This window comes from Marivita sp. (assembly GCF_048006345.1).
Classification (GTDB): domain Bacteria; phylum Pseudomonadota; class Alphaproteobacteria; order Rhodobacterales; family Rhodobacteraceae; genus Marivita.
On sequence record NZ_CP180351.1, the window covers coordinates 2,486,142 to 2,510,240 of the forward strand.

Genomic DNA, 24,099 nt, shown 5'->3' on the forward strand with positions numbered 1-24,099 from the left:
GTTATCCGATGAACGAGACGAGTGTCGCGCCCAATGCCGCGCAGGACATGGCCGAAAGTGCCGAAAAGGCAGCCGCCTATCTCAAGACGCTTGCGCATGAAGGCCGGCTGATGATCCTCTGCCACCTCGGCGTGGGCGAGAAGTCCGTCGGCGAATTGGAAGCCCTGCTCAATATCCGGCAAGCTGCGGTCAGCCAGATGCTCGCGCGTCTGCGTGACGAAAAGCTGGTCAAGACCCGACGCGATGGCAAGACCATCTACTACAGCCTGAACGACGACAACACCGCGCGTCTGATCGCGCATCTGCATGGGATGTTCTGCGGATCGTGACGCGCCCTGACACCGCCTTTTCCGGCCCCGAGCTGTGCGCGAAATCCGCGCGTGATGTCATCACTCTTCTCCGCAAGGGAGAGGTGACGACAGAGGATCTGATCACCGCCAGCCTGTCACGCATGGATCAGGTGGAACCTGCGGTGAACGCTGTGGTCACCCGCTGCCCTGACCGGGCACGCGCGGCGACTGTCGCCAGGGACAGCGCTTTGGCTGGGCTTCCTATCGGGATCAAGGATCTCAACCCAGTCGAAGGCGTCCGCACCACCTTTGGCACAAAAGGCATGGCCGATCACGTGCCCGGCGCATCCGACCCGCTTGTCCTGCGACTGGAACAGCGCGGCGGCGTCGTACTGGGCAAGACCAACACGCCCGAATTGGGCGCTGGTGCCAACACCTTCAACGCGGTCTTCGGGGCCACCCGCAACCCGTGGGACACGCGGATGAATGCCGCCGGGTCATCGGGTGGTGCGGCTGTCTCGCTGGCAACCGGAGAGCTCTGGCTCAGCCACGGATCGGATTTCGGCGGCAGCCTGCGCAGCCCCGCGAATTACTGCGGCATCGTGGGCCTGCGCCCCTCGCCCGGTATCGCTGGCGGCAGCTCGGCACATCTGGGCTTCACCAATGGCGGTGTCGATGGCCCGATGGCGCGGGACGTTCTCGACTGTGCGCTCTTTCTCGATGCGATGGCGGGCTACGATCCTGTCTGGCCGATTTCCTTCCCGGCTCCCGAAACCTCGTACCTTGAGACTGCGCGCCGCGACGCTGGCAAGATCCGCATCGCCTACACGCCCGACCTGAATGGCTTTGCCGCCGTCACCTCAGAAATTGACAGGGTTCTGCGGGGCGCTCTGGAAAACCTGAAACTGCCCTCGATCACGCTCGAAGAAACCTGCCCCGACGTGCCCCGACTGGACGAAACATTCCGCGCCCTGCGCTGCCTGTCCTTCCTCGGCAGCTATCAGGTGACGCCGGAAAGCGTCACCATGCACTACAAGGATACCATCAAGGGCAACCTGAAAGACGCCCGCGCGATGACGTTTGACGATTATGTCCAGGCTGAACGCGACCGCGCCGCAATCTACAACACGATGGCCGGCTTCTTCAAAACGCATGACGTGCTGGCCTGCCCGGTCAATGGCCTTGCCCCTCTGCCGGTCGAGATCGAATACCCGACAGAGGTCGCGGGCCGCCCGATGCGCGACTATATCGACTGGCTGCAATTCGCGTTTCTTGCCACGGTGGCAGGCCTTCCCGCGCTATCCCTACCTGTTGGCTTCACGCCCTCAGGCATGCCCGTCGGACTGCAGTTGATCGGTCCACCGCGCGGCGAAGCTCGGCTCTTGCAGGTGGCGCATACGCTGGAACAAGCGCTGAACTTGCCCGTGACCCTGATCGACCCGATCGTCCGCTAACGCCTTGAACGATAGGTCAGCGCAGAATGGATGACCTGACGCAGCGCTGCGTCGGGAAATGCCCTGTCCTGCGGGACCAGGACGGCGCGGTTGCCCTCGAAACTCAGGTCAGGCTCAAGCGCCAGTCGCGCATCTGCCACGATTGTCGTCTGGCAATGCACGAATATGGCCGGAACGCCCGTTTTGGTGATGCCCAAACGCAGCGGCGTGCCTGTCGCAACCGCATAGGACGGCTGTCCCCATTTGAGCGTTTCCGTCACTTGGCCAACGTTCTGTATGGTGCTTGCCACCTCAAAGATCGCCTCCCGCAGGCGAAACAGCACAGGGCGCGCAGCGTCCGGCAGAACATTCAACGCAGCTTGGATGTCGTCCGGGATTGGAGGTGCGGGTCTCATTCGGCAAGCATCGCATGCCGACATCCACTGTCGTCAAGCCGCTAAACACCCCAATCCAGCTGCCGTCTTCTTCTCTTTCCAAATACGCAAAACACGCGCCGAAGGCGCGCGCCTTTCGGATCGGCAAAGCCGATCCGAAAGTGCCTCAGGCCGCAGCCTCCCACCGGTTGGCAAAGTTGCCCAGCACGTGGCCCACATCCTCGGACGCCGCCCCGTGCAAATCCACCTGCGCCACCAGCCCAAGGGTCTTGTCGTCCACCACCGAGACCACACGCGCCGGGCAACCGGCCTCGTCCAATGCCGCATTGAACACCCGCGTGATGGCATGCTTGCGCAGATCAGGCTTGAACACCTTTCCCACCGCCGTCTTGGGCAACTCGTCAAGGATCGTCATGTGCTTCGGGATGGCCGCGCGTTCATGGACATGCACCGAACAATGCTCCATAAGTTCCTGCTCTGTGACACTGGCACCATCCACCAGTTCGACAAAGGCACAGGGCAGTTCACCCGCATGCGCGTCAGGCTGACCGATGGCACCGGCAAAGGCCACGGCGGGATGCGCCAAAAGGGCTTCTTCGATCTCGGCGGGGTCGATATTGTGCCCGCCCCGAATGATCAGGTCTTTCGCCCGTCCCGTGATCCAGAGATAGCCATCCGCGTCGATGCGCCCCAGATCGCCGGTGCGCAGATGGGTGCCGAAGTGGAACAGATCCGCGTTCTTGGCCTCTTCTGTATAGGTGTGGCCGGCAAAGACGCCGGGATTCGAAACACAAATCTCTCCGATCTCATCCGCGCCGCACGCAACGACCGATCCGTTCTTCTGGGTCAGGATCTTCACATCCGTGTAGGGGAATGGAATCCCGACCGATCCGACTTTCTTTTCCCCATCCGGCGGGTTGCAGGACACAAGACAGGTCGCCTCGGTCAGGCCATAGCCTTCGACCACGCGCACGCCGCAGGCTTTCTCGAACCGGTGGAAAAGTTCAAGCGGCAGCGGAGACGAGCCGGAAAACGCCGTTTTGATGGTCGAGATATCGGCATCGACCGGACGCTGCATCATCGCGGACATTGCAGTGGGCACGGTGATCACGAAGGTGGTTTTCCACCTCTCGCAAAGCTTCCAGAAATTGTCGAACACACCTTCTCCGCGATAGCCCTGCGGCGTCGGGAACACTGTATGCGCCCCTGACACGACCGAGGCCATCAGGATCACATGGCAGGCAAAAACATGGAACAGCGGCAGCGGGCACATGATGCTGTCCTGCTCCGTAAACAGAAGCTTGTTGCCCAGCCACCCGTTGTAGATCATTCCGGAATACTTGTGCTGCGCCACCTTGGGCATACCCGTGGTGCCACCAGTATGGAAATACGCCGCCACACGGTCGCCAGCGCTGTCAGCGAAATCGAGCGTCGTATTCTGCTTTTTCAGCTCAGCGGTGAAACTCAGCACATCGGCATGATGCCCGCCGGGGTTCTTGGGCCGCACCAAGGGAACGATCCATGACTTGGGCGGCGTCAGGTAGCGGTTCAGATCAACCTCGAGCACCGTGTGCACATTGGGGGCATGGCGGCAGGCTTCGGCCACCTTTTGGGGAACATCGGTCTTGGGAAACGCCTTGAGCGTGACAACCACCTTGGCGTTCGTTTCGCGCAGAATGGCCGCAATCTGTTCCGGTTCCAGAAGCGGGTTGATGGGATTGGCGATCCCGGCAATCGCACCGCCCAAAAGGGTGACGATGGTTTCGGTGCTGTTGGGAAGCACATAGGCGACCACGTCGGTTTCGCCGACGCCCAGCTTGCGGAACAGGTTCGCTGCCTGAACAGTGCGCGACCGCAGTTCGGACCATGTCAGCGTTTCTGCCTTGTCCTTCGGCCCTGAAAGCAACTGGAAACTGGCAGCCGGGCGATTTGGGAACGCAGCCGCCGTCTTGCTCAACTGGCCATAAAGCGTCGCCGGCACATCCCGGTCTGCCCATGGCATCTCATTCTCGATCGCGTCGCGGTCCTCGAAACTCGCAAACGTCATGGTGTCCCCTCCCTCGTGTCAGTCCACCTGCGCTCAGGCGCGTCAGGCCCTGTTGTTTAGCGGATATTTGGACAAAACAAGACAGTCCGACGCTACGACAAAGCGGTCGTGACGCTGCGTTCTTAGCTGATCCTGTGCAGCATGTCCCGTGGATCCCTCGTGATTTTGGATGCGTGCCGACCCTGTTTTGATTTTTTGCACACGTTTGCAAAGAAGTCTTGCCAAACCGCGAACCCTATGGCTTGGTGGGGTGGTCGACCGCAAATTCTATCTTTGCGCAGGGGGAAGCCATGGCGGAAATCCAGCTCAGGAACGTCAACAAACGCTGGGGCAGCTTCGTCGCCGTCGACAATTTCAACCTGACCATTGCCGACAAGGAGTTCCTTGTCCTGCTCGGCCCTTCGGGCTGCGGCAAGACCACGACCATGCGGATGATTGCGGGACTCGAAGACATCACCGAAGGCGAGATCGCCATCGACGGCAAGGTGGTGAACAATCTCGACCCCAAGGACCGGGATGTGGCGATGGTCTTTCAGTCCTACGCGCTCTACCCGAACATGAACGTCTACGAGAACATCCGCTTTCCCCTCAAGGTGCGCGGCATTGACCCGTCCACACATGACGCCAAGGTGCGCCGTGCCAGCGCAATGGTGGAGCTTGACGATTTCCTGCACCGCAAGCCTGCAGAACTGTCGGGAGGTCAGCGCCAGCGCGTGGCGCTGGCCCGCGCCATCGTGCGCGAACCCAACGTGTTCCTGATGGACGAGCCGCTGTCGAACCTCGACGCCAAGTTGCGGGTCAGCACCCGCGCCCAGATCAAGAACCTGAGCCATGAACTCGCCGTCACGACGATCTACGTGACCCATGACCAGATCGAAGCGATGACCTTGGCCGACCGCGTGGTCGTCATGGAAAAGGGCATCGTTCAACAGGTTGGCAGCCCGACCGAGATTTATGACCGCCCCGCCAATATCTTCGTCGCCAGCTTCATCGGCAGCCCCGCCATGAACCTGATCGAGGGGGACAGCCATGACGGCGTCTTCACCGCCCGCGACACCCGCATTTCCGGATTGTCCGCCGCCAATGGCAAGACCACGCTGGGCTTTCGCGCCGAGGATGCCTCGCTCGCGCCCGCGGGCGACGGTCAGATCACCGCGCCGATCTACACACTCGAACTATTAGGCGATGCCACGATGATATCGGTGCGCATCGGCTCTGCCCTTGTCGCCGTCAAGGCCGACAAGACCTTTCGGGCCGAAATCGGGGAACCGGTTTCGATCCATGTCCCGCCCGAGATCTGCCACCTGTTTTCGACCGAGACAGGCCAACGCATCGACGGCTGACCGACCAGAGAGTCCCGGCTCATCCGGGAAACAGAGATGCGACCAGAACCGCGCATCCAGACACACAGGGAGACCAAAATGAACCTTAGACACATCCTGATGACAGGCTCGTTCCTTGTCGCTGCCAGCGCGACCGCGAGCATGGCTGCCGATTGCGGCATCACCGAAGGCCGTCTGAGCATCATCGGCAACGAATTCCCGGCGATCCAGACCGTTGCGCGGAACGCGCAGGACTGCGCCGGTCTGAGCGAGGCAAAGGCCAACCTCACAGCCGACCACCAGAAGATCAACCTTGCCGGCATGCAGGGCAACCCGGCAGAATACACCACCGCCATCGTGGCCAACTCGTCGATTGTCGCGCTGGTCAATGAAGACGTGATCCGCCCACTGGACGATCTTGTCGCCGCTTTTGGTCAGGACATCCCGAAGAACCAGTTGATTACCATCAACGGTCAGGTGATGGCCGTGGCCTTCATGGCGAACGCACAGCACCTCGTCTACCGCAAGGACATCCTCGAACAGATCGGGATGGAGCCGCCAAAGACCTATGAAGATATGTTGGCCGCAGCCGAGAAAATTCGTGCCGAAGGCATCCTCGAATACCCGCTGGGCGGCGCGTATATGGCAGGCTGGAACCTCGCGCAGGAATTCGTGAACATGTATATCGGCCATGGCGGCGAATTCTACAAACCGGGCACCGCACAGGTCTCGATCAACAACCCGGCCGGTGTCGCCACGCTTGAGATGCTGAAATCGCTCAGCGCCTACATGAACCCCGACTACCTGACCCACGATTCCAACGCCACCAGCGCGGAATGGGAAGCAGGCAACGTCGCTTTGATGAACATGTGGGGGTCACGGACCGGCGTGTTGATGGATGCCGAAGGCTCCACACCAGAGGTGTACGAGAACACCACCGTTGGCGGCCCGATGACTGTTGCAGGTGGAAATTCACCCGCCTCGACCCTCTGGTGGGACGGCTGGACCGTCGCCAAGAACATCAGCGATGCTGACGCCGAAGCCACCTTCAAGGCGATGAAGCACGGCATCAGCCCGGCGATCCTGAACGACGAGACCATGGGTCAGGCGGTCTGGATGATCGAAGGCTACCAGCCCGCACCCGTCAACGAAGGCGTGTTCTCGGCCATCTCGATGCAGACCACCCCCTACCCGATGTTGCCGCATCACGGACTGTTGCACACAGCCCTTGGCGACAACATTGCTGACTTCCTGCAAGGCAAGGAAAGCGCAGAGCAGGCGCTGTCGGACATCGAAGACGCCTATATGACCGCCGCGCGCGAAAAGGGCTTCGTCAACTGACGCAAGCCTGATCAAACGGGGGCGGCTTTGTCCGCCCCCGACCTCTCCTGTTTGCCCCAAGCTCAGGGAAAGCTCCGATGAAACACAGCGCGTTTTTCTGGTTTGTTCTGCCCTCGGCAGTCGCCATGCTGCTGTTCATCTTCTTCCCGATCGTGTCCGTGGTGGTCCAGTCGCTGCACGCGGCGCATGAGCAGGTCATCATCGAGGTGGAAAACTGCGGCCCCTTCGGCTGCACAAAGGCCACCGCCATCGACCAGGAGGCCACAGCTGCACTGCGCGAAGAACAGCCGCTGGGTCGCTTCGCCGGTCTGGAAATCTACAAGGACCGCAACCACCTGGCGACCGCCCAGATCGGCCCGCTTTGGGAGCAAAGCACAAGTATTGGCGATTTCATTGGCAAGCTGATGAACCTGCCCTTCTACAAGGCCCTCGGCTTTACCCTGACCTTTACCTTTGTGGTCACGCCGCTGACGATCATCTTTGGCTTCATCATCGCGGTTGCCGTCAACAGCGCCGCCCGCGCCATTCGTGGCCCGCTGATCTTTTTCTCGCTGCTGCCAATGATGGTCACTCCGCTGATCGGATCGCTCATCCTGTTCTGGATGGTCGATGCGCGCGGCATCCTTGGCACAGCACTCCGCTGGCTTGCCGATGACCCGAGCCTATCCGTCAAAGCCGACACCGGACTGATGTGGGCGATGCTGATGGTCTATGGTGTCTGGCACTCCGCACCCTTCGCCTTCATCGTCTACTACGCCGGCCTGCAAACCGTGAACACCGACACGCTTGAAGCCGCCCGCATCGACGGTGCCAGCCGCTGGCAGCAGATCCGCCATGTGGTAATCCCGCATCTTCTGCCGCTGACCACCTTCATCGCGCTGATGCAGTTGATGGACAATTTCCGGGTGTTCGAGCCCATCGTCAGCTTCAACGCGAGCGCCCATGCGACCTCGCTCAGTTGGGCGATCTACAACGATCTTGGGGGCGAGACACAGCAGCTCAGTTCCGCCGCCGCAACCTCGGTGCTGACCATCATCGGCGTGGCCATCCTGCTGTCACCGGTGTTGATCCGCACCTATCGCGACTACGGCAAAGCGGCCTGAGGAGGACGACCATGGCGAACCAGGCGCAGAAACGCCCCGCCGCCCTTCAGGCGATCCTCGTGATCATCCTCATCACATGGATGATCGCGGCCGCTTTCCCGTTCTTCTGGACACTCTGGGGGTCGTTCAAGGTCGAAGGCGATTTCTTCTCGCTGGCCGACTGGACCAATGTGCTGACCGGCGAGATGACCACCCGTGAAACCGGCGATGCCTTCACCACGCAAGGCTATTCCGGCGCTTGGGTGCAGGAAGAGTTCTGGAAAGCCGCGTGGAATTCCACGCTGGTCTGTCTCTTCGTCGTGACCATCTCGCTGACACTGGGAACGCTGGGGGGCTATGCGCTCGCTCGGTCCACCTATCGCTACGCGTTCTGGTTCCTGCTGATCGCGCTCATCTTCCGCGCCATGCCACCGATCACGCTGGTCTCGGGCTACCTGCCCGTGTTCTTCCAGTGGAACATCTGGGGCTACCTGCCCACCGCGATCATCGTGCTGGTGGCGATCAACCAACCCTTCACTCTCTGGATGCTGCATTCCTTCTTCAAGAACATACCCCAAGACCTTGATGAGTCCGCGATGGTCGACGGCTGCACCCGCTTTCAGGCCTTCCGCCATGTGATCATCCCGGTCATGTGGCCCGGCGTGATCACCACTGGGCTGTTCAGCTTCCTGCTGGCCTATAACGACTTCGCCGTGACCGCGATGATCCTCGACAAACAGAACCAGACCATGGTGCCCAAGATCGCGTCTTTCCTTGGCACAACTCAGACCAAGGGCAACGTGATGTTCGCCGTCGCCGCCGTCGTCTCGACAACCGCGCCGCTGTTTCTGCTGATCATGTTCTTCCAACGCCAGATCGTGTCGGGCCTTACAGCGGGCGCGGTGAAGGGCTGACCCTCCTAGGCTTCTCTGGTTCAGAAATACTTCGGGGAAGTCGCCCAATGGGCGACTGGGGCAGAGCCCCCGCTTTCCGTCAACGGAAAGCAAGGATGCGTCGACGCATCCTCGCCCGCGCTCAGTTCAACGTCACGAGCTTGCCGGGGTTCATGATATTGCCCGGATCAATCGCCTTCTTCAGCGTTGCCATCAGCGCATAAGCCGCGCCATGTTCCTGCACCAGATATTTGCGCTTGCCCGCACCAATGCCATGTTCACCGCTCACGGTGCCGCCGAATTCCAGCGCAAGGATATTGACCGCTTCGACAAGAGCCTTCGCCCGCGTCAGTTCGTCCTCGCTTTCGGGATCGACAAGGATCAGCAGGTGAAAGTTGCCGTCCCCCACATGCCCGACGATCGGCGCAAGAAAACCCGACTTGGCCGCCAAATCCTTGGCCCGCATCAGACATTCGGACAAGGCTGAGATCGGCACACAGCAATCGGTGATCACTCCGTTTGCCCCCGGTCGCAGCGACCGGCCCGCATAATATGCGTTGTGCCGCGCCTGCCAAAGCCGGTTGCGATCTTCGGTCTTGGTGGCCCATTGGAAATCCGACCCGCCATGGTCGTCCACGAGCGCGGAAAAACTCGCCACCTGCTCGGCCACCCCTGCCTCCGATCCGTGGAATTCGAGGAAGAGATGCGGCACTTCCGGCAGCCCCATGTCGGGGTTGTAGATGTTCATACCCTTCATCTGCACCTCGTCCAGCAATTCGATCCGGGCCATCGGGATCCCCATCTGGATCGCGAGGATCACCGTGTCTACAGCACTTGCAATATCCGGAAAGGCGCAGGTCGCCGCCGCGACATGTTCGGGCTGACCGCGCAACTTGACCGTCAGCTTGGTGATGATGCCCAGCGTGCCTTCCGACCCGACAAAAAGATGCGTCAGATCATATCCCGTCGAGGATTTCCGCGCCCGGCTGCCAGTTTCGATAATCTGCCCATCCGGCAAGACCACTTCCAACGCCAGCACATTGTCCGCCATCGTGCCATAGCGCACCGTGTTGGTGCCGGACGCCCGCGTCGCCGCCATACCGCCCAGGGTGGCATCAGCGCCGGGGTCCACGGTGAACATGAGCCCGGTCGCGCGCAGCGCCTCGTTCAATTGCACCCGCGTCACACCCGGTTCCACCACCGCGTCCAGATCGCTTTCATTGATCTGAAGCACCTTGTTCATCCGGCTCGTATCGACAGTGATCCCGCCATGAATGGGCACGATATGTCCTTCCAGCGACGATCCGATTCCATACGGGACCACCGGACAGCCGTACTGCGAACAGGTCTTGAGGATCTGGGACACCTCATCCGTGGTCTCGGGGAACGCAACCGCGTCAGGCAAAACAGGTCGCGTATAGGCCTCGTCACGGCTGTGCTGATCGAGGATGGACGGCCCCGTGGACAGGCGGTCTCCCAAGAGTTCGCGCAAAGCTGCAAGGGTTGCTTCGATATTGGCGTTGGACATGTGGACCTCCCAGATCGGCGCCACGCTACTGCGTCCTCGCGGTGGGGAAAACCCTGTTCAACCGTCTATCGGTTCAATCAATTCAGGTCCCGACGCACGGTTCGAATTCACGCGCCGATCAACACGGTAGAAGTCCATCGCATCCTCGGGGGCCGCCTGCATCAAGGTCGCAGCCCCATGCCCCGACTCGCCCAGCCAAAGCGCCCAGTCCTCGGGGCGCAGCGTCACGGGCTGGCGATGATGAATGGCCGACATCCGCTCATTTGCGCCGGTCGTGACGATGGCGCAGGTGCGATGTGCGACGCCATCGCGCTCCCAATCCTGCCAGACCCCGGCAAAGACCAAAAGTTCGGCATCGGCCGGATGAATGTACCACGGCAGGCGGTTGTCCTCGTCATCCTTGGTCCATTCGTAAAACCCGGTCGCCGGGATCAGACAGCGCCGCTCGCGACAGGCCGCTTTGAAGGCGGGCTTTTCCGCGATTGTCTCGGCCCGCGCATTGATCAGCAGCGGTCCGCCGTTTTCCGTCTTGTACCAATGCGGCAAAAACCCCCAGCGCATCGCAACGAGCCGCCTTTGCCCTTCCAGCACATGAACGGCATGGATGTGGTTCGTCGGACAGATGTTGTAATTGGGAAGGTCGGGCAACGCGTTCGACGGCACCGCATCAAACAGCTGCGCCATCGCATCATGCGGCAGGGTCAGGGCGAAACGTCCACACATGGGCCGAGGATGACCCCGCAACAGCACGAGGGCAAGCAGCTTGCCAAACGCGGCGTCTGCAATAATCTGTTTCGCATGAGCATTTCGGTTTGTATCCCATACTATAGCGGCGCCGGGCACACGGCGCGGCTGGCAGAAAACATTGCTACTGGAATATCCGACGGCTGTTCGCGGCTGATTGACGTGACCAAGATCACCGACACGGATTGGGACGCATTAGATGCGGCAGACGCGATCCTTTTCGGCGCACCGACTTATATGGGCTCCACCGCAGCGGAGTTTGGTGCGTTCCTAGAAGAGGCCGCTTCGCGGTGGGAGACACAGGACTGGCAAGACAAACTGGCCGGAGGATTCACGGTCGGAACCTATGGTTCTGGTGACAAGCTCTCTTCCTTGACACGCATGGCGATCTACGCAGCACAAATGGGGATGATCTGGGTCGGCCAGACAGAAATCGGCGCGCCGGTGGACATGAGCAACCCCGGAATCAACCGAGACGGCGGGTGGTTGGGATTGATCGCCACCTCTTCAAGAAACAAATCAATCCTTATCGATGATCACGACAAAGAAACCGCGCGCCGGTTTGGCGCGCGGTTCGAAAAGGTGACATTGCGATGGGCAGGTTTGCCCCACGCTGAAAAGGTTACTTGTTAACGGTGATCCGGCCGTCCGTGAAGGGCTGATACGGACCAACCTTGGCCAGATACTCGGCTGTCACATCCGCCAGATCGGGGCCGTAATCATAGGCGTTCATCGCGTCCCGGAACATCCGGTAGCCATCACCACCGTTGCGAACATAGTTGTTGGACACCGCACCATAGGTGGCCTCTGGGTCAAGCGGAGCATCGCCCACCATGACGTTGGAGATGCGGCTGCCCGGAGCCTGCGTCAGATCGACGGTAAAGCTCATGCCCGCCACCTGTGGGAAACGGCCTGCGCCCTCTTCGACCTGGCTTACTCCGTTCTCAAGCGCTGCAAGGATCTGCGCACCCGTCACCTCGAAGGTCGACAGCGTGTTCTGGAACGGCAGCACAGTGAGAACCTCACCCATGGTGACCTCGCCCGCGTCAATGGAGGCACGCAGACCACCCCCGTTCTGAATGGCGATCTGGACGCCCTGATCCTTCACACGGTCGAGCATCGCGTCGGCCACAAGGTTGCCCATCGGGCATTCCATCGCGCGGCAGACATCACGGCTGCCTTCAATGGCCTCTGCCGCCTCGGCGACAACGCGGGTCTTCATCTCTTCGATGGGACCGGCGAGTTCTGCCACCCGCGCGACGATCTCCGGGTCTTCCTCAACCGACGCGTCCAGCAGGATCGTGTCGCCCGACGCATAGGTCAGGTTGCCTTCATCGTCGAAGTTCAGAACCAGATGGCCGACATACTTGGAGTAGGCATAGGCCTGCACCACGGGCACCAATGTTCCGTCTTCCTGGCTGGCAAAGGTCGGGTAGGCACCCTGACGGTCAGGGTCGGTTGCAGACAGATAAGTGTGGCTGTGACCGCCCACAACCGCGTCCAGCCCCGGCACCGCTGCTGCGATTTCGAGGTCACGCGGAAGACCCACATGGTTCAGCGCGATGATCTTGTTGACCCCCTCGGCGGTCAAGGTCGACACATCCGCCGCAATGCTGTCGATCTCGTCCTGAAAGATCACGGCTTCCGAAGGCGACGAGGTTTCCACGGTGTCGGTCGCCAGCGCAGACACGATCCCAATTTTCTGGCCGCCCACTTCGAGCACCACGTGGTTCTGAACCTTCTCGGCCAGAATGTTCGACCGGCTCACATCGAGGTTGCCGGAAATGACCGGGAAGGACACGTTGTCGATCAGCTTGAGCAGACCTTCATCGCCATCGTCGAATTCGTGGTTGCCGACAGCCATCACGTCGAACCCGATCTTCTCCATCATCTCGGCTTCGACATCACCCTTGTAGGTCGTGTACATGAGCGAGCCTTGATACTGGTCGCCCGCATCCACCACGATCACGTTCTGCCCGTCGAGTTCGGCGCGCAACTGGTCGATCATCGTCTTGACCCGCGCGACGCCACCAAAGCATTTGCCCTCGGCATTGTCCTCGGCGGAACAGGTGGAATCGAAACGGTTGATCGGTTCAATACGGCTGTGCAAATCGTTGATGTGAATAACGTGGAGCGTGTAATCGGCCTGTGCCACGCCAGCAGTCAACGCCAATGCTGCGGCACTTGAAAGAAGTCGGTAAGACATGTGAGTCCCCTCTGTCGGTTTGTTATGGCGCAATCGTGCATCGCCTTGCGGGGGGAGTCAAAACTTACCCTAGGGACACATGCGCATTTGCCGATACCGCGCAAAGCGAACAGGCAAATGACAGTGCTTGACGCGAGGGCCCGCAAACGGCACATCCAATCGCATGATCTATAAAATCCTCCTCACTGACGAATGGCTCGCCCTGCAGGCCGATGGCGAAACCTCCGGCGCGCCGATAGACGTGACCGACGGCTATGTGCATTTCTCCACCGCCGAACAGGTGCGTGAAACAGCGGCCAAGCATTTCGCCGGTCGGGATGGGTTGATGCTTCTGGCCTACGACGAAACCGCGATGGCAGGCGACCTGCGCTGGGAACCTTCCCGAGGCGGCGCATTGTTCCCGCATCTCTACGGGCCGCTCCGATTGGCAGATGTGGTCTGGGCCAAGCCCCTGCCTTGCAACGGCGAATGGCATGAATTTCCGGACGATCTTGCATGAGCCTGCTGGAACAAGCCGGGCTGCGCCTGCTGCACCGGTTCGACCCTGAAACTGCCCACGGCATGGCGTTGACCGCGCTGCGGTTCGGCCTCTCACCAACCGCTGGGACAGTGACCAGCACGCGCCTGCGCACAAATCTCGCTGGCATGGCGCTTGCCAACCCGGTCGGACTTGCCGCCGGCTTCGACAAGAACGCCACGGCCCTGCGCCCCCTGTCCCGTTCCGGGTTTGGCTTCATCGAGGTCGGCGCCGCCACCCCGCGCCCACAGCCCGGCAATCCGAAACCGCGCCTCTTCCGCCTGTCCGAAGACCGCGCGGTGATCAACCGCTTCGGGTTCAACAATGACGGCATGCAGGCCATTGCCGCCCGTCTGAGCGAACGCCCGCGCGACGCCATCATCGGTCTCAATCTCGGCGCCAACAAGGATAGCGAGAACCGCGCCGCCGATTTCGCCACCGTGCTGGCCACCTGCGCGGCGCATCTGGACTTTGCGACGGTGAATGTCAGCTCGCCCAATACCGAAAAACTGCGCGATCTACAGGGCAAAGACGCACTGTCCGCGCTTCTGGCCGGGGTCATGTCCACCAACGCGGCACTGGACCGCCCAATCCCGATCTTCCTCAAGATCGCGCCTGACCTGACGGATGCGGAAATCGCGGATGTGGCTGAGGTGGCTCTGATCTCGGGGATCGACGGCCTGATCGCGACGAATACCACGCTGGACCGCCGCGGGCTGACCTCCGCACATCGCGACGAAAAAGGTGGATTGTCCGGCCAGCCGCTGTTCGAGAAATCCACCCGTGTGCTCGCTCAGCTCTACCGCGCCATCGAAGGTAAGCTACCGATCATCGGAGTGGGCGGCGTTGCTTCTGCAGAAGACGCCTATGCCAAGATCAAGGCCGGGGCGTCGGCCGTGCAGCTTTATTCGGCACTGGTGTATCACGGTTTGGGTCTTGTGCCGCAGATCGCCGAGGGACTTGATGCGCTTCTCAAACGTGATGGCTACGCAACTGTCGCCGAAGCCGTCGGCACAGGCGCCTGATCTTTCGTCTTCTCTGGTTTGAAAATACTTCGGGGTCTGGGGCAGCGCCCCAGATTTTCCGTTTTTCGGAAAATCCCTGTTCCCGACCTGCTAGAGCCTTACAGGCATGCGCGTTGCCGCGATGAAATCCCGGATCAAACCCGCATCCTTGACGCCGGGTGCAGATTCCACCCCGGACGACACATCCACCTGCTTGGTCCCGGTCAACGCAATCGCCTCGGCCACGTTATCCGGCGTCAGACCTCCCGCCAGCAACCAAGGTTTGGGCCAACGGCGTGCCGAGATCAGCCGCCAGTCGAAGGACACACCATTGCCCCCGGGCAGCACCGCGTTTTTGGGTGGTTTTGCATCAACAAGGATCTGGTCTGCCACCTCGGCATAAAGGTCCAATGCGGCCACATCCTCTTCATCTGCCACGCCCACGGCCTTGATGATCGGCAAACCATAGCGCGCCCGAACCTCGCTCACGCGCTCCGGGCTTTCGCTGCCATGCAATTGAATGAAATCCAACGGGACCTGCGCCACGAGATCATCCAGAAACCCATTGTCGACGTTCACCACAAGACCCACCTTGGCCAGACCGATCGGCGCTTCGACCGCGAGCGCGCGCGCGGCGTCGAATGACAGGAAGCGGGGGCTTTTGGGAAAGAAGTTCAGACCGATATAAGTCGCACCTGCCGTCGCACAGGCGTGTACGTCCTCGGGCCGGGTGAGCCCGCAGATTTTTGTCCGAATGCCTGGGGTCATCGACCGGCTCAGCTCGCCTCGTCGAGAAGCGCCAGAACCTCGTCCTTGTCCTTGTCACGTTCTGCCTTGGTTCGGCGCAGTTCCCGCTCTAGCCGCTTGACCTCGGTCTGGCGCTGAGAGGCTGCCGCACGATGCTTGTGCTCCCGCAGCCATTCCCAGACGAACCCGATCAGCAGGCCGGCAATAATGCTCCCGAAGATCACGATGAACATCGGCAGTTCGATGGATCGGTTCATCCCCGCCATTTCGGACAGTCCCGAAGGCAGAAGCTGGAGCATCACCATGCCACGATTGGCGAGTGCGACGGACACCAGCACAATGGCCAGTGCCGCGAGAAATGCATAGCGGATGTATCGCATCAGTCCTTACTTTCCGTTCAATCTGTCCCGAAGCAACTTGCCAGTCTTGAAAAACGGCACGTGCTTTTCTTCCACTTCAACCGCCTCGCCGGTGCGCGGGTTCCGTCCAGTGCGGGAATCGCGTTTCTTGACCGAGAAAGCGCCAAAGCCGCGCAGTTCGACCCGGTCGCCCCGCGCCATCGCGTCGATGATCTCTTCAAAAATGGTATTCACGATCCGTTCGACATCACGCTGGTACAAATGCGGATTGTCGTCGGCAATCTTTTGAATCAACTCAGACCGTATCATCGTCATACATCCCTCTGGTCGCACGCCCATTCCGTGCTGTTCTTTGGCGCGAGTATACGCAGGACATGCCAAGACGGAAACCATGGCGTTGACGGGTTTGGCAGAAAGTTCAGCCAAATTAAGCGGTTCAAAGCCACCTCGCGCGGTGGAATCGGAAAAAACCGGCATTCGACCCGCATGTGTCTGTATTGAAGTCACATTACGATTCGCTCCGTTGGCCGGAATCGGACCGCCACCTTTTTGCGCAGATCTCTGGACTTCCGCCCCCATCGCTGGCTCTGTGCAGGCAGACAAATTTGGAGAGGATATCAGATGAAGTTGCTGCGTTTCGGAGAGCTTGGTGCAGAGAAACCCGGACTGCTCGATGCAGACGGACAGATCCGCGACCTGTCCAGCCGGATCAATGACATCTCGGGGGCGACCTTGTCTCCGGCAGCGCTCGAAAACATGCGCGGCCTCGATCCAAACGACCTTCCCGTTGTCGCCGGTCAGCCCCGGATCGGCGCATGCGTCGGCGCGGTCGGCAAGCTGATCGCGATCGGTCTCAACTATGCAGACCACGCGGCAGAGGCGAATATGGCGCTGCCCGAGGAACCGATCGTGTTCTTCAAGGCGACCTCGTCGATCTGCGGCCCGAATGACGCGGTGGAAATCCCGCGCGGATCGACCAAGACCGACTGGGAAGTGGAACTGGGCGTGGTCATCGGCACCCGCGCGAAATACGTGTCCGAAGCGGACGCACTCTCGCATGTCGCGGGCTATTGCATCCTCAACGACGTGAGCGAACGCGACTTCCAGCTTCACCGGTCGGGTCAGTGGGTCAAAGGCAAATCACACGACACCTTCGCGCCCATGGGCCCATGGCTCGTCACGGCAGACGAAGTGCCCGATCCGCAGAACCTTGCCATGACGCTTTCGGTCAATGGTCAGAGCATGCAGGATGGCTCGACCCGCACGATGCATTTCTCGGTCGCCACCGTGATCTCGCATCTTTCGCAGTTCATGACGCTCTATCCGGGAGACGTGATCGCCACCGGAACGCCTCCGGGTGTGGGCATGGGGCAAAAGCCGCAGGTCTACCTGCGCGAGGGCGACGAAATGGTCCTCAGCATCGAAGGCTTGGGCGAACAGCGCCAGACCTGCATCGCAGCACGCGACTGAGGCGGGCCGTCAGTATCGTCCGACACGGGAATTACGTCTTGGCTGAAATTTAAACTAAATAATATCAATAACTTAACATCCAATCCGACATTTACCCTTCCGACTTTCGACACTATTTTCACGTCTTCCGACACGAAAAACCCGTTCTGCTTTTTTGACAACGGTCATCACGTTGGACGCTACGCATGAAAAAACCGCCCCAAAGGGCGGTTTCGATGACTCAGTTCATTTGTGCGGTGCAGCTTATGATGGCGCTCGCCTTTCGACGTGCCTCTGCTCATGATACCGCTGCAAAGCGGTCGATGTATCAATGCTGGCCCAGTATTGAGCCAAGAAAGGGTTCAATTCATCATCGCAGCCCATGCGCATCTCGTAGGCGTCAGCGAAATGCCCGATATCTATTTCCGCGTTACTTTCCGCCAAACACTCTCCGATTGCCTCGATGGTCATTTCCAACAGCACACCAAAACGACCAGCAGCGGCATGCATCAATATCTTGATGAATTCATCCATGGCGACGATGCCTGGGTCGACAACGCCCGCATCCGCAAACAACTGCTTCACGGTTTCGCGAACCAGCGGACCATCTTCGACAAATGTGATAGGCCGCGCCTGCATCGGCTTTAACCTACGCAGAAGCGTTGGGTCCAAGTCGAGTAGATGTCGGGCTTCGGGTGTGGCCGTCATGATAATGCAAACTGGCCACTCTTTGTGCTGCATCATGTTGCGGAACACTTTGAGGAACGCCTCCGCGCTGTCCTTGGTTTTGTAGCGCCCGCTGTCTTGGACCTCGTCCAAGTGGAGGGCAGCAATACCGCATTCCTTCAAGTATTGCGTAACAAGCTGAGCCAGGTAGTCCTCGTCGCGGCGCCCGCGAGCCGGAAATCCGAGCTCATTCAAGATCGCTTTCAAGGTTTCCTTAACAGTTGACCGTCCCGGCACTACAACACTCAGAATTCTCGTACCAAAGCGCCAGTTGCCAGCATATGCAGTAAGTGCCTCATGCTCCCGGATGATTTCTGCGACGATACGTGACTTTCCTGAACCTGCAGGTCCGATCAACATTGCGCCTTTCACCTCTGTCTTGCCTTGCCGCATGCGAGCCTCACGTGCGGCCAAGACGTCGAAAACCCTGCGCCGAAAATCGTGGTAAGTGTCCGTTTTTTCGAAGTGCCTCTCCAGCTGGACGAGCTGTTCGGCCAACTCATTCATTCTGTTGAACTCTTCAAGACTCGCGTCCGATTTTTCCAAGAGATCGGATGAGAAAGCAGACAGTTCTAAATCGCTGTCATTATTTGCGTTGTAGGCATCATACATGGCATTACTCTTCGGTTCGCGGCCATCGTTTAAAGGCGCGGTGCATTGGGGGTTGGGCTTGCGAGATGGCCTCGTGTGACAGTCGGCCGATTTGGATAAGGCCGCAGCGAAGCTGCCTACGGCTATTTGGAGATTTCGAAGCGAAACCAGTCTCGGACACCGTCTATATGGGCCGTGACCAAGCTCGCTTTTCTTCCTCAAATGCGGCGAATTTCACCGCGCATCATTAGTCTTCTGCATTTCCTTTCTGGCTTACTCGAAGCCTGCACTTGTGGTTTTGGCGGGTTGAAACAACGACGGAATCCAAGTTTTGGCCACGACCGGTACTGATGCGCCAACTTTTCTTCGTACTGGTGGCGATCCCCATTCTGAGACGCCGAGCAGTGACCACTACCAACACTCAAACAGTAGCCCACGCAAACATCGATTCGTCAAATAGTAATTGAAAATCAATTACTTGAAGAATTTTTCCGAAACTTCGTTTCTCGCAAATCGGCTTCTGCGCCTGCCTTTCTTCGGTGCTCATCATGGTCCCAAACCTTCGTTTTTCCTTTGGCTGGAACTTACGTATGCAAAAAATTCGGCTTGGGGCTGTTTCGCGCATGATTAATTATATAGAAAACTCAACAGGCCGCCGGCTTGGTAGACAAGCAAGTGATCATGACCCGCCCCATGTTGGTCACTCACTCTTAATGAGAGGCTGCAGCTTGGTGCAATCCTCACTAAACTTGGATCGCCACAAGCTGGATTTTCCGAGAAATCTATCCTCGCGGGCACAGGAGCGAAAACGCTTCAAGGTATCAGAGTTAGAGGACCCGCAGAAGTGCGTATACATAGATCAAAGTAATTTGTTACCGTGATTGCATAATTTCACGAATGGGAATCTCCGTGAACCTTCGTCAACTCGAAGCTTTCAGGGCAACGATCCGTTGTGGCTCGATTACCAGGGCTGCAGAGATGCTGCATATCTCACAACCCAGCGTCAGCAGGCTTATCGCGGACCTCGAAAAGTCCGCAGGATTCCCGCTGTTTGTACGCGTTGGCAGAGGACTGACCCCGACCGTCGAGGGGCGGCATTTCTATAACGGTGTCGAAGGCATGTTCGTGGGTATCGACCGGTTGCAGGACCTCGCGAAATCCATCCGCACCTCTCAAGGGGGGACGATCTCGATCGGGGCAATTCAGTCCATTGCAACAATCGAGTTACCCAAAGCGATCAGCCGCCTTTACAATGATAACCCCGATGTCGAATTCATCGTACAATCCCGAAACACACCCGCCATTCTGGACGCCGTTCAGATGCGCCAACTTGATCTGGGCATTGTCGGGCGTGAACCAGACTATGCAGGCGTGGAGGTGCTGTTCCAGACTTCGGTTGCTTATGTCTGCCTGATACCAGAGGACCATCGGCTTGCGGCAGAATACGGGCCCGTTGATCTCGAAGAGCTTGCCATGACAGAGACTTTTGTGACCTTCGGAACAAGCTATCCGGACTCCATGATGTCGATTGATCCCCAGCTGTCGGAAAAGCTGCGTGCGCGCTCGCGGCTCTCCGTGGCCAACATGCCGCTTGCGGGCGCTTTGGTACGCGAAGTCTCGGTTTTGGCCATTGCAGACCCGTTTTCCGCCGAACAGGCGGTGCGCATGGGCGGGGTGGTGTTTCGACCGATCAAGCAGAAACTGACCTATTTCGTCGCCGTGGTGACGGCGCGTCGCGAAGAATTGTCGCGCGAGGCGCTGAAATTTGTCGACCTCTTCGCAAAGCAATTGCAACTGCGCGTCGACAAGGTTGAAAAGCTGAGCAGTCACCCAAGCTGAACGCGTCTTGCAATAAATTCGCGACTTGCGAAACGGCAAGCATCAACACTCCGTGAATGGCGACTGCCCTGACAAGCAAAGGCCTCAAAAAAGGCTTTCGCGTGGCTCGCGAAAACAAGTGCTGCCGCAGTGAAGATGGCGACCTCGACCAGTGTGCCTTGATCAACCGATCTCATGGAGCGGTTCATGGGATTTCTGCACGAAGACACACTGGCATACGTCTGCCGTATGAGTTCACCACGATATTCGATTGGTCAGCCGCGCCTAACTTTTTGTAGCCTAAGTCAGCCTGTATGAAACGCCAAAGCAGTAACACCTATGTCGCCCCAACGCAGCCGCATATATTCGACCGAAGACGCGCGACGGCTTGCACGGCGGCGGCTGCCGCGCTTGGTTTTCGACTTTGTCGAGGGGGCTGCAGGCCGAGAGACAGGGGCCGCGCGCAATCTGTCCCAATTCGATGAGATCATGTTGCAACCCCGGGTGATGGCGGATGTCTCGGTCTGTTCGCTGACAACCGAATTGCTGGGGCAGTCCCACGCATTGCCTTTCGGAATTGCTCCGATGGGTATGTGTAATCTGGTCCACCCCAGTGCGGACAAATCTCTGGCCAATGCCGCAAGGTCAATGGGTTTCCCGGTGTGCCTATCGTCGGCAGCATCCACGTCTATAGAAGACATGGCGCAGTTGGCTGCGGGGCATGCATGGTTTCAGCTTTATTTCGGGGCGTCCAAAGAAGCCTCGCTGGCCTTGGTAGACCGCGCCCGCACCGCGGGCTACGAAACATTGGTCCTCACGGTGGATGTCCCGCAGGTGTCCCGACGGCTGCGGGACCTGCGCAATGGCTTCTCTGTCCCATTCGGGATGTCGCCTCGTGCATTTCTCGACTTTGCGTCGCATCCGCGATGGTCGCTCAGCACGCTTGCGGCAGGCGCGCCGCGCCCGATGAACTTTGAAGGCACCAACGGTGGCAACACCTTCGACCGGGGCGCAAGCCGGTCCGGCGCCGACTGGGCATTTCTGGACGTTCTGCGAAAGGAATGGCCTGGAAAGTTGATTGTCAAAGGCGTGACATCGGCGATTGATGCGCGCCGGGTCCGCAGCCTTGGAGCCGATGCCGTCTATGTGTCCAACCACGGGGCGCGGCAGCTTGACTCGGTCCCGCCCGCGATCCGCCTGTTGCCGTTGATCCGCGATGCTGTTGGACCAGATTTTCCGTTGCTTTTCGATAGTGGCATTCGCAATGGCGAAGACGTGGTCAAGGCCCTTGCTCTTGGCGCTGACTTTGTCATGATCGGCCGCCCGGCCCTTTTTGCCTTGGGCGCAGAAGGATCACGCGGGTTGACTGCGCTGCTTCAGAGCTTTGCCTCGGATATTCGTGTCGTGATGGCGCAACTTGGCGTGACCTCGATCGATCAGCTTGGGCCCGACGTGCTCTTCGACAACACTGCGCGGGCCAGTGACACACCGGACACAAGAACGCAGGCGGCCATGCGGCTTGCCGCGAAACCCTGAAATGAGATTGATCGCATGACGGACCAAAAAAAGATCAGAGGTGGGGCGTTGCTTGCCCGCGCGCTCAAGGAAAAGGGGGTCGACCATGTGTTCACCCTCGCGGGCGGCTTTTGCAATCCGGCACTGGAAGGGTTCATGGAGTGTCAGATGCCGGTCATCAACGCCCCCCATGAACAGATCGCGGGGCATCTCGCAGACGGCCATGCGCGTATCACGCGCAAGCCGGTGGTCTGTCTAGTGGGGCCCGAAGGCTTTGCCAACGCCGTGCCCGCCATGCTCGAAGCCGGTGGCGAACGCAGCCCGGTCATTTTCGTGACTGGCTCCTCCACTCTCAAGCGTCAGGGCGCGGGTGGGTTCAAAGAGATTGACGATGTCGCCATCGCGGCTCCGCTGGTGAAGTATTCGGTTCAGATCACAGATGGAGAGCGGATCAGCGAATTCGTCAATCGCGCCTGGATCGCCGCGACCACGGGGTACCCCGGCCCAGTTCATATCTCGCTGCCGGTGGACATCATGTTTTCGTCCTTCGCGCCGGATGCGGGTCTTGACGAGCGCCCGTTCTACCGCGCCGCTCGACCGGTGGCGCGTGCGTGGCCTGATCCTACGGCTCTTGAGGTGGTTCTGGAAAAGGTGAAACGCGCCGAGCGTCCGGTCATCATCGGTGGCCACGGCATCTGGTGGTCGAAATCCGAGGACAAGCTGGAACAGGTCGGAAAAGCTCTGCGCCTGCCGGTCTTCAATGTGCCCTACCATTCCAAGCTGCTGGGAGAGGAATGCGAGGCCTATATGGGACTGGCAGATTTTCACCAATACCACCCGTCCAAACCCGCCATCCACGAAGCAGATCTGGTGCTGATGATCGGAGGCCGCCTGGACAACCAGATGAATTTCGGCAACCCGCCGTTCTTCACCAAAGAGCAGACGCTGATTTGCATCAACGGTAGCCACGAGGAACTGGAATACAATCAGGCCGCAGATGAGGTGCTGCTGTCCGACCCCGCCGCGTTCCTCGAAGCGCTTGAGGGTGTGGGCAAGACCTGGCCTGACTGGTTTGATTTGCAGCGCACGCGCCGCGCCGCGTGGGTTGATGAATGGTATGCGCATATCGAGGCCGAGTCCGCCAAGCCGGGCAAGATGCACCCGCTGCAACTCTCGCTGGATGTTCAAGAACAGATGGGTGACGAGGACTGGCTGATCTTTGACGGCGGCAACACGCATTTCTGGTCCGAAATCGCGGTGAACATGGCGGGGTGGCGCGGCCAGAAACTGGGCGGGATCATGCATCCCGGCAATTACTCACTGCTTGGGGTTGGCGTGTCCTTTGGCGTGTCGGCCAAGGCGCTGCACCCAGAGCACAATGTGGTCGTCATTTCGGGGGATGGGGCGTTTCTGTCAGGGGGCCTTTCGATTAAATCCGCATTTCAGGACAACCTCCCAATCACTATCGTGATCGACAACAATGGTGGTCTGGACTGTATCTCACAACAGCAGGAACGCCTGTTTGCAAACGGCAAACACTTCGCAACCGACTTCCGTGACATTCCCTTCCATAGCATGTGCGAAGGCATGGGAGGACATGGTGAATTGGTGGAAACGCGCGACCAGCTCGCCCCTGCCCTGAAACGTGCCATGGCCAGCGGCAAGGTTGCCATCGTCAACGTCAAATGTCGCGGGGTGATCAGCCCCATCGTAGCGGCGACATCTGACAAACGCGACAAGGCTTCGATCGAATAATGGCAATGCTTAGCTCGCATACGCTGAACGGAAGCGACGGCACCCACGCGGGTGGGATCGCTGTCACACTGACGAACCTGATACATGGAGCAATCGTTTTCACCGCGCGGATGGATGACGGTGGCCGCCTGTCGCAAGACATCGACGCGCAGGTGATTTATCCGGATGCCACCTATGAATTGGTGTTTGACACAGGGCCCTACTGGGCCGCCCGTAACATCCCGGCGACGGTCACCCAGATTGCCCTGCGCTTTGCGATGCCCGACCCAGAGGGTAAATACCACATGCCGGTGATCCTGAACCCCAATTCCTATTCGATGTGGACGTCACGCTGATG

The 24,099-nt window shown here is 59.4% G+C and carries 23 protein-coding genes; 14 read left to right on the top strand and 9 right to left on the bottom strand.

Features of this window, described 5'->3' with window-relative positions:
• Nucleotides 1-8 precede the first annotated feature (8 nt).
• Nucleotides 9-329: an ArsR/SmtB family transcription factor gene (locus ACMVPR_RS12280; protein ID WP_416883115.1), complete on the top strand. Its 321-nt coding sequence runs from the start codon at nt 9-11 to the stop codon at nt 327-329.
• Nucleotides 326-1,744, top strand: a complete 1,419-nt coding sequence (locus ACMVPR_RS12285) for an amidase (RefSeq protein WP_416883116.1) — start codon at nt 326-328, stop codon at nt 1,742-1,744. Before ACMVPR_RS12280 ends, ACMVPR_RS12285 begins: the two co-directional genes overlap by 4 nt.
• Here ACMVPR_RS12285 and ACMVPR_RS12290 read toward each other — a convergent pair.
• Both ACMVPR_RS12290 and ACMVPR_RS12295 read right to left on the bottom strand, forming a co-directional pair.
• Nucleotides 1,741-2,139, bottom strand: coding sequence for a DUF1801 domain-containing protein (locus tag ACMVPR_RS12290; protein ID WP_416883117.1), 399 nt, complete (start codon nt 2,137-2,139; stop codon nt 1,741-1,743). The two genes, ACMVPR_RS12285 and ACMVPR_RS12290, sit on opposite strands and share 4 nt — an antisense overlap.
• Before the next feature lie 145 nt (nt 2,140-2,284).
• Nucleotides 2,285-4,165 (bottom strand): acyl-CoA synthetase, encoded by a 1,881-nt coding sequence (locus tag ACMVPR_RS12295; protein ID WP_416883118.1) that lies wholly within the window; start codon nt 4,163-4,165, stop codon nt 2,285-2,287.
• Between the two features lie 290 nt (nt 4,166-4,455).
• On the opposite strand from ACMVPR_RS12295, the gene ACMVPR_RS12300 reads away from it, so the two are divergent.
• The 4 genes from ACMVPR_RS12300 (at nt 4,456) to ACMVPR_RS12315 (ending at nt 8,824) form a co-directional block, all read left to right on the top strand.
• Nucleotides 4,456-5,508: an ABC transporter ATP-binding protein gene (locus ACMVPR_RS12300; protein ID WP_416883119.1), complete on the top strand. Its 1,053-nt coding sequence runs from the start codon at nt 4,456-4,458 to the stop codon at nt 5,506-5,508.
• A gap of 78 nt (nt 5,509-5,586) precedes the next feature.
• Nucleotides 5,587-6,828 (top strand): ABC transporter substrate-binding protein, encoded by a 1,242-nt coding sequence (locus ACMVPR_RS12305; protein WP_416883120.1) that lies wholly within the window; start codon nt 5,587-5,589, stop codon nt 6,826-6,828.
• Nucleotides 6,829-6,905: 77 nt separating this feature from the next.
• On the top strand, nt 6,906-7,931 hold the full coding sequence (locus tag ACMVPR_RS12310) for a carbohydrate ABC transporter permease (RefSeq protein WP_416883121.1): 1,026 nt from the start codon (nt 6,906-6,908) through the stop codon (nt 7,929-7,931).
• 11 nt (nt 7,932-7,942) lie between these two features.
• The gene (locus ACMVPR_RS12315; RefSeq protein ID WP_292267923.1) at nt 7,943-8,824 is read left to right on the top strand and encodes a carbohydrate ABC transporter permease; all 882 of its coding nucleotides are present in this window, start codon (nt 7,943-7,945) and stop codon (nt 8,822-8,824) included.
• 121 nt (nt 8,825-8,945) lie between these two features.
• On the opposite strand, the gene ACMVPR_RS12320 is transcribed toward ACMVPR_RS12315, so the two are convergent.
• Nucleotides 8,946-10,331, bottom strand: a complete 1,386-nt coding sequence (locus ACMVPR_RS12320) for an FAD-binding oxidoreductase (RefSeq protein WP_416883122.1) — start codon at nt 10,329-10,331, stop codon at nt 8,946-8,948.
• A gap of 57 nt (nt 10,332-10,388) precedes the next feature.
• Nucleotides 10,389-11,054, bottom strand: coding sequence for an SOS response-associated peptidase (locus ACMVPR_RS12325; protein WP_416883123.1), 666 nt, complete (start codon nt 11,052-11,054; stop codon nt 10,389-10,391).
• A 9-nt stretch (nt 11,055-11,063) separates the two neighbouring features.
• Between ACMVPR_RS12325 and ACMVPR_RS12330 the strand changes: the two genes are divergently transcribed.
• Nucleotides 11,064-11,708 (top strand): flavodoxin family protein, encoded by a 645-nt coding sequence (locus ACMVPR_RS12330; protein WP_416883124.1) that lies wholly within the window; start codon nt 11,064-11,066, stop codon nt 11,706-11,708.
• Here the strand turns inward: ACMVPR_RS12330 and ACMVPR_RS12335 are convergent.
• Nucleotides 11,698-13,281 carry a bifunctional metallophosphatase/5'-nucleotidase gene (locus ACMVPR_RS12335; protein ID WP_416883125.1) on the bottom strand — a complete coding sequence of 528 codons (1,584 nt, stop codon included), beginning with the start codon at nt 13,279-13,281 and terminating at the stop codon, nt 11,698-11,700. The two genes, ACMVPR_RS12330 and ACMVPR_RS12335, sit on opposite strands and share 11 nt — an antisense overlap.
• 163 nt (nt 13,282-13,444) lie before the next feature.
• Between ACMVPR_RS12335 and ACMVPR_RS12340 the strand changes: the two genes are divergently transcribed.
• On the top strand, nt 13,445-13,780 hold the full coding sequence (locus ACMVPR_RS12340; RefSeq protein WP_300584905.1) for a DUF952 domain-containing protein: 336 nt from the start codon (nt 13,445-13,447) through the stop codon (nt 13,778-13,780).
• A complete protein-coding gene (locus ACMVPR_RS12345; protein ID WP_416883126.1) occupies nt 13,777-14,823 on the top strand; it encodes a quinone-dependent dihydroorotate dehydrogenase in 1,047 nt (348 codons plus the stop codon). Before ACMVPR_RS12340 ends, ACMVPR_RS12345 begins: the two co-directional genes overlap by 4 nt.
• Before the next feature lie 90 nt (nt 14,824-14,913).
• On the opposite strand, the gene ACMVPR_RS12350 is transcribed toward ACMVPR_RS12345, so the two are convergent.
• From ACMVPR_RS12350 to ihfB, 3 genes are read right to left on the bottom strand one after another with little or no spacing between them, the layout of a single operon-like run.
• Nucleotides 14,914-15,570, bottom strand: coding sequence for a phosphoribosylanthranilate isomerase (locus ACMVPR_RS12350; protein WP_416883127.1), 657 nt, complete (start codon nt 15,568-15,570; stop codon nt 14,914-14,916).
• 8 nt (nt 15,571-15,578) lie between these two features.
• Nucleotides 15,579-15,929 (bottom strand): LapA family protein, encoded by a 351-nt coding sequence (locus ACMVPR_RS12355; protein WP_292267930.1) that lies wholly within the window; start codon nt 15,927-15,929, stop codon nt 15,579-15,581.
• A gap of 6 nt (nt 15,930-15,935) precedes the next feature.
• A complete protein-coding gene (gene ihfB / locus ACMVPR_RS12360; RefSeq protein ID WP_292267937.1) occupies nt 15,936-16,217 on the bottom strand; it encodes an integration host factor subunit beta in 282 nt (93 codons plus the stop codon).
• Between the two features lie 312 nt (nt 16,218-16,529).
• Between ihfB and ACMVPR_RS12365 the strand changes: the two genes are divergently transcribed.
• Nucleotides 16,530-17,378, top strand: a complete 849-nt coding sequence (locus ACMVPR_RS12365) for a fumarylacetoacetate hydrolase family protein (RefSeq protein ID WP_416883128.1) — start codon at nt 16,530-16,532, stop codon at nt 17,376-17,378.
• A 243-nt stretch (nt 17,379-17,621) separates the two neighbouring features.
• On the opposite strand, the gene ACMVPR_RS12370 is transcribed toward ACMVPR_RS12365, so the two are convergent.
• Nucleotides 17,622-18,695 carry an ATP-binding protein gene (locus tag ACMVPR_RS12370; protein ID WP_416883129.1) on the bottom strand — a complete coding sequence of 358 codons (1,074 nt, stop codon included), beginning with the start codon at nt 18,693-18,695 and terminating at the stop codon, nt 17,622-17,624.
• An 876-nt stretch (nt 18,696-19,571) separates the two neighbouring features.
• Between ACMVPR_RS12370 and ACMVPR_RS12375 the strand changes: the two genes are divergently transcribed.
• The 4 genes from ACMVPR_RS12375 to ACMVPR_RS12390 all read left to right on the top strand — a co-directional run bounded on the left by ACMVPR_RS12375 (nt 19,572) and on the right by ACMVPR_RS12390 (nt 24,097).
• Nucleotides 19,572-20,513 (top strand): LysR family transcriptional regulator, encoded by a 942-nt coding sequence (locus ACMVPR_RS12375; RefSeq protein ID WP_416883130.1) that lies wholly within the window; start codon nt 19,572-19,574, stop codon nt 20,511-20,513.
• A gap of 318 nt (nt 20,514-20,831) precedes the next feature.
• Nucleotides 20,832-22,028 carry an alpha-hydroxy acid oxidase gene (locus ACMVPR_RS12380; protein ID WP_416883131.1) on the top strand — a complete coding sequence of 399 codons (1,197 nt, stop codon included), beginning with the start codon at nt 20,832-20,834 and terminating at the stop codon, nt 22,026-22,028.
• Between the two features lie 15 nt (nt 22,029-22,043).
• A complete protein-coding gene (locus ACMVPR_RS12385; protein WP_416883132.1) occupies nt 22,044-23,762 on the top strand; it encodes a thiamine pyrophosphate-binding protein in 1,719 nt (572 codons plus the stop codon).
• Between the two features lie 5 nt (nt 23,763-23,767).
• Complete coding sequence (locus ACMVPR_RS12390) at nt 23,768-24,097, top strand: hydroxyisourate hydrolase (RefSeq protein ID WP_416883133.1); 330 nt, start codon at nt 23,768-23,770, stop codon at nt 24,095-24,097.
• Nucleotides 24,098-24,099: the final 2 nt, after the last annotated feature.

Excerpts from the sequence above, each read along its gene's own strand:
- ACMVPR_RS12280 (WP_416883115.1), top strand. The coding sequence starts at position 9 with ATGAACGAGACGAGTGTCGCGCCCAATGCCGCGCAGGACATGGCCGAA.
- ACMVPR_RS12290 (WP_416883117.1), bottom strand. The coding sequence starts at position 2,139 with ATGAGACCCGCACCTCCAATCCCGGACGACATCCAAGCTGCGTTGAAT.
- ACMVPR_RS12295 (WP_416883118.1), bottom strand. The coding sequence starts at position 4,165 with ATGACGTTTGCGAGTTTCGAGGACCGCGACGCGATCGAGAATGAGATG.
- ACMVPR_RS12300 (WP_416883119.1), top strand. The coding sequence starts at position 4,456 with ATGGCGGAAATCCAGCTCAGGAACGTCAACAAACGCTGGGGCAGCTTC.
- ACMVPR_RS12305 (WP_416883120.1), top strand. The coding sequence starts at position 5,587 with ATGAACCTTAGACACATCCTGATGACAGGCTCGTTCCTTGTCGCTGCC.
- ACMVPR_RS12310 (WP_416883121.1), top strand. The coding sequence starts at position 6,906 with ATGAAACACAGCGCGTTTTTCTGGTTTGTTCTGCCCTCGGCAGTCGCC.
- ACMVPR_RS12315 (WP_292267923.1), top strand. The coding sequence starts at position 7,943 with ATGGCGAACCAGGCGCAGAAACGCCCCGCCGCCCTTCAGGCGATCCTC.
- ACMVPR_RS12320 (WP_416883122.1), bottom strand. The coding sequence starts at position 10,331 with ATGTCCAACGCCAATATCGAAGCAACCCTTGCAGCTTTGCGCGAACTC.
- ACMVPR_RS12325 (WP_416883123.1), bottom strand. The coding sequence starts at position 11,054 with ATGTGTGGACGTTTCGCCCTGACCCTGCCGCATGATGCGATGGCGCAG.
- ACMVPR_RS12330 (WP_416883124.1), top strand. The coding sequence starts at position 11,064 with ATGACCCCGCAACAGCACGAGGGCAAGCAGCTTGCCAAACGCGGCGTC.
- ACMVPR_RS12335 (WP_416883125.1), bottom strand. The coding sequence starts at position 13,281 with ATGTCTTACCGACTTCTTTCAAGTGCCGCAGCATTGGCGTTGACTGCT.
- ACMVPR_RS12340 (WP_300584905.1), top strand. The coding sequence starts at position 13,445 with ATGATCTATAAAATCCTCCTCACTGACGAATGGCTCGCCCTGCAGGCC.
- ACMVPR_RS12345 (WP_416883126.1), top strand. The coding sequence starts at position 13,777 with ATGAGCCTGCTGGAACAAGCCGGGCTGCGCCTGCTGCACCGGTTCGAC.
- ACMVPR_RS12350 (WP_416883127.1), bottom strand. The coding sequence starts at position 15,570 with ATGACCCCAGGCATTCGGACAAAAATCTGCGGGCTCACCCGGCCCGAG.
- ACMVPR_RS12355 (WP_292267930.1), bottom strand. The coding sequence starts at position 15,929 with ATGCGATACATCCGCTATGCATTTCTCGCGGCACTGGCCATTGTGCTG.
- ihfB (WP_292267937.1), bottom strand. The coding sequence starts at position 16,217 with ATGATACGGTCTGAGTTGATTCAAAAGATTGCCGACGACAATCCGCAT.
- ACMVPR_RS12365 (WP_416883128.1), top strand. The coding sequence starts at position 16,530 with ATGAAGTTGCTGCGTTTCGGAGAGCTTGGTGCAGAGAAACCCGGACTG.
- ACMVPR_RS12370 (WP_416883129.1), bottom strand. The coding sequence starts at position 18,695 with ATGTATGATGCCTACAACGCAAATAATGACAGCGATTTAGAACTGTCT.
- ACMVPR_RS12375 (WP_416883130.1), top strand. The coding sequence starts at position 19,572 with ATGGGAATCTCCGTGAACCTTCGTCAACTCGAAGCTTTCAGGGCAACG.
- ACMVPR_RS12380 (WP_416883131.1), top strand. The coding sequence starts at position 20,832 with ATGTCGCCCCAACGCAGCCGCATATATTCGACCGAAGACGCGCGACGG.
- ACMVPR_RS12385 (WP_416883132.1), top strand. The coding sequence starts at position 22,044 with ATGACGGACCAAAAAAAGATCAGAGGTGGGGCGTTGCTTGCCCGCGCG.
- ACMVPR_RS12390 (WP_416883133.1), top strand. The coding sequence starts at position 23,768 with ATGCTTAGCTCGCATACGCTGAACGGAAGCGACGGCACCCACGCGGGT.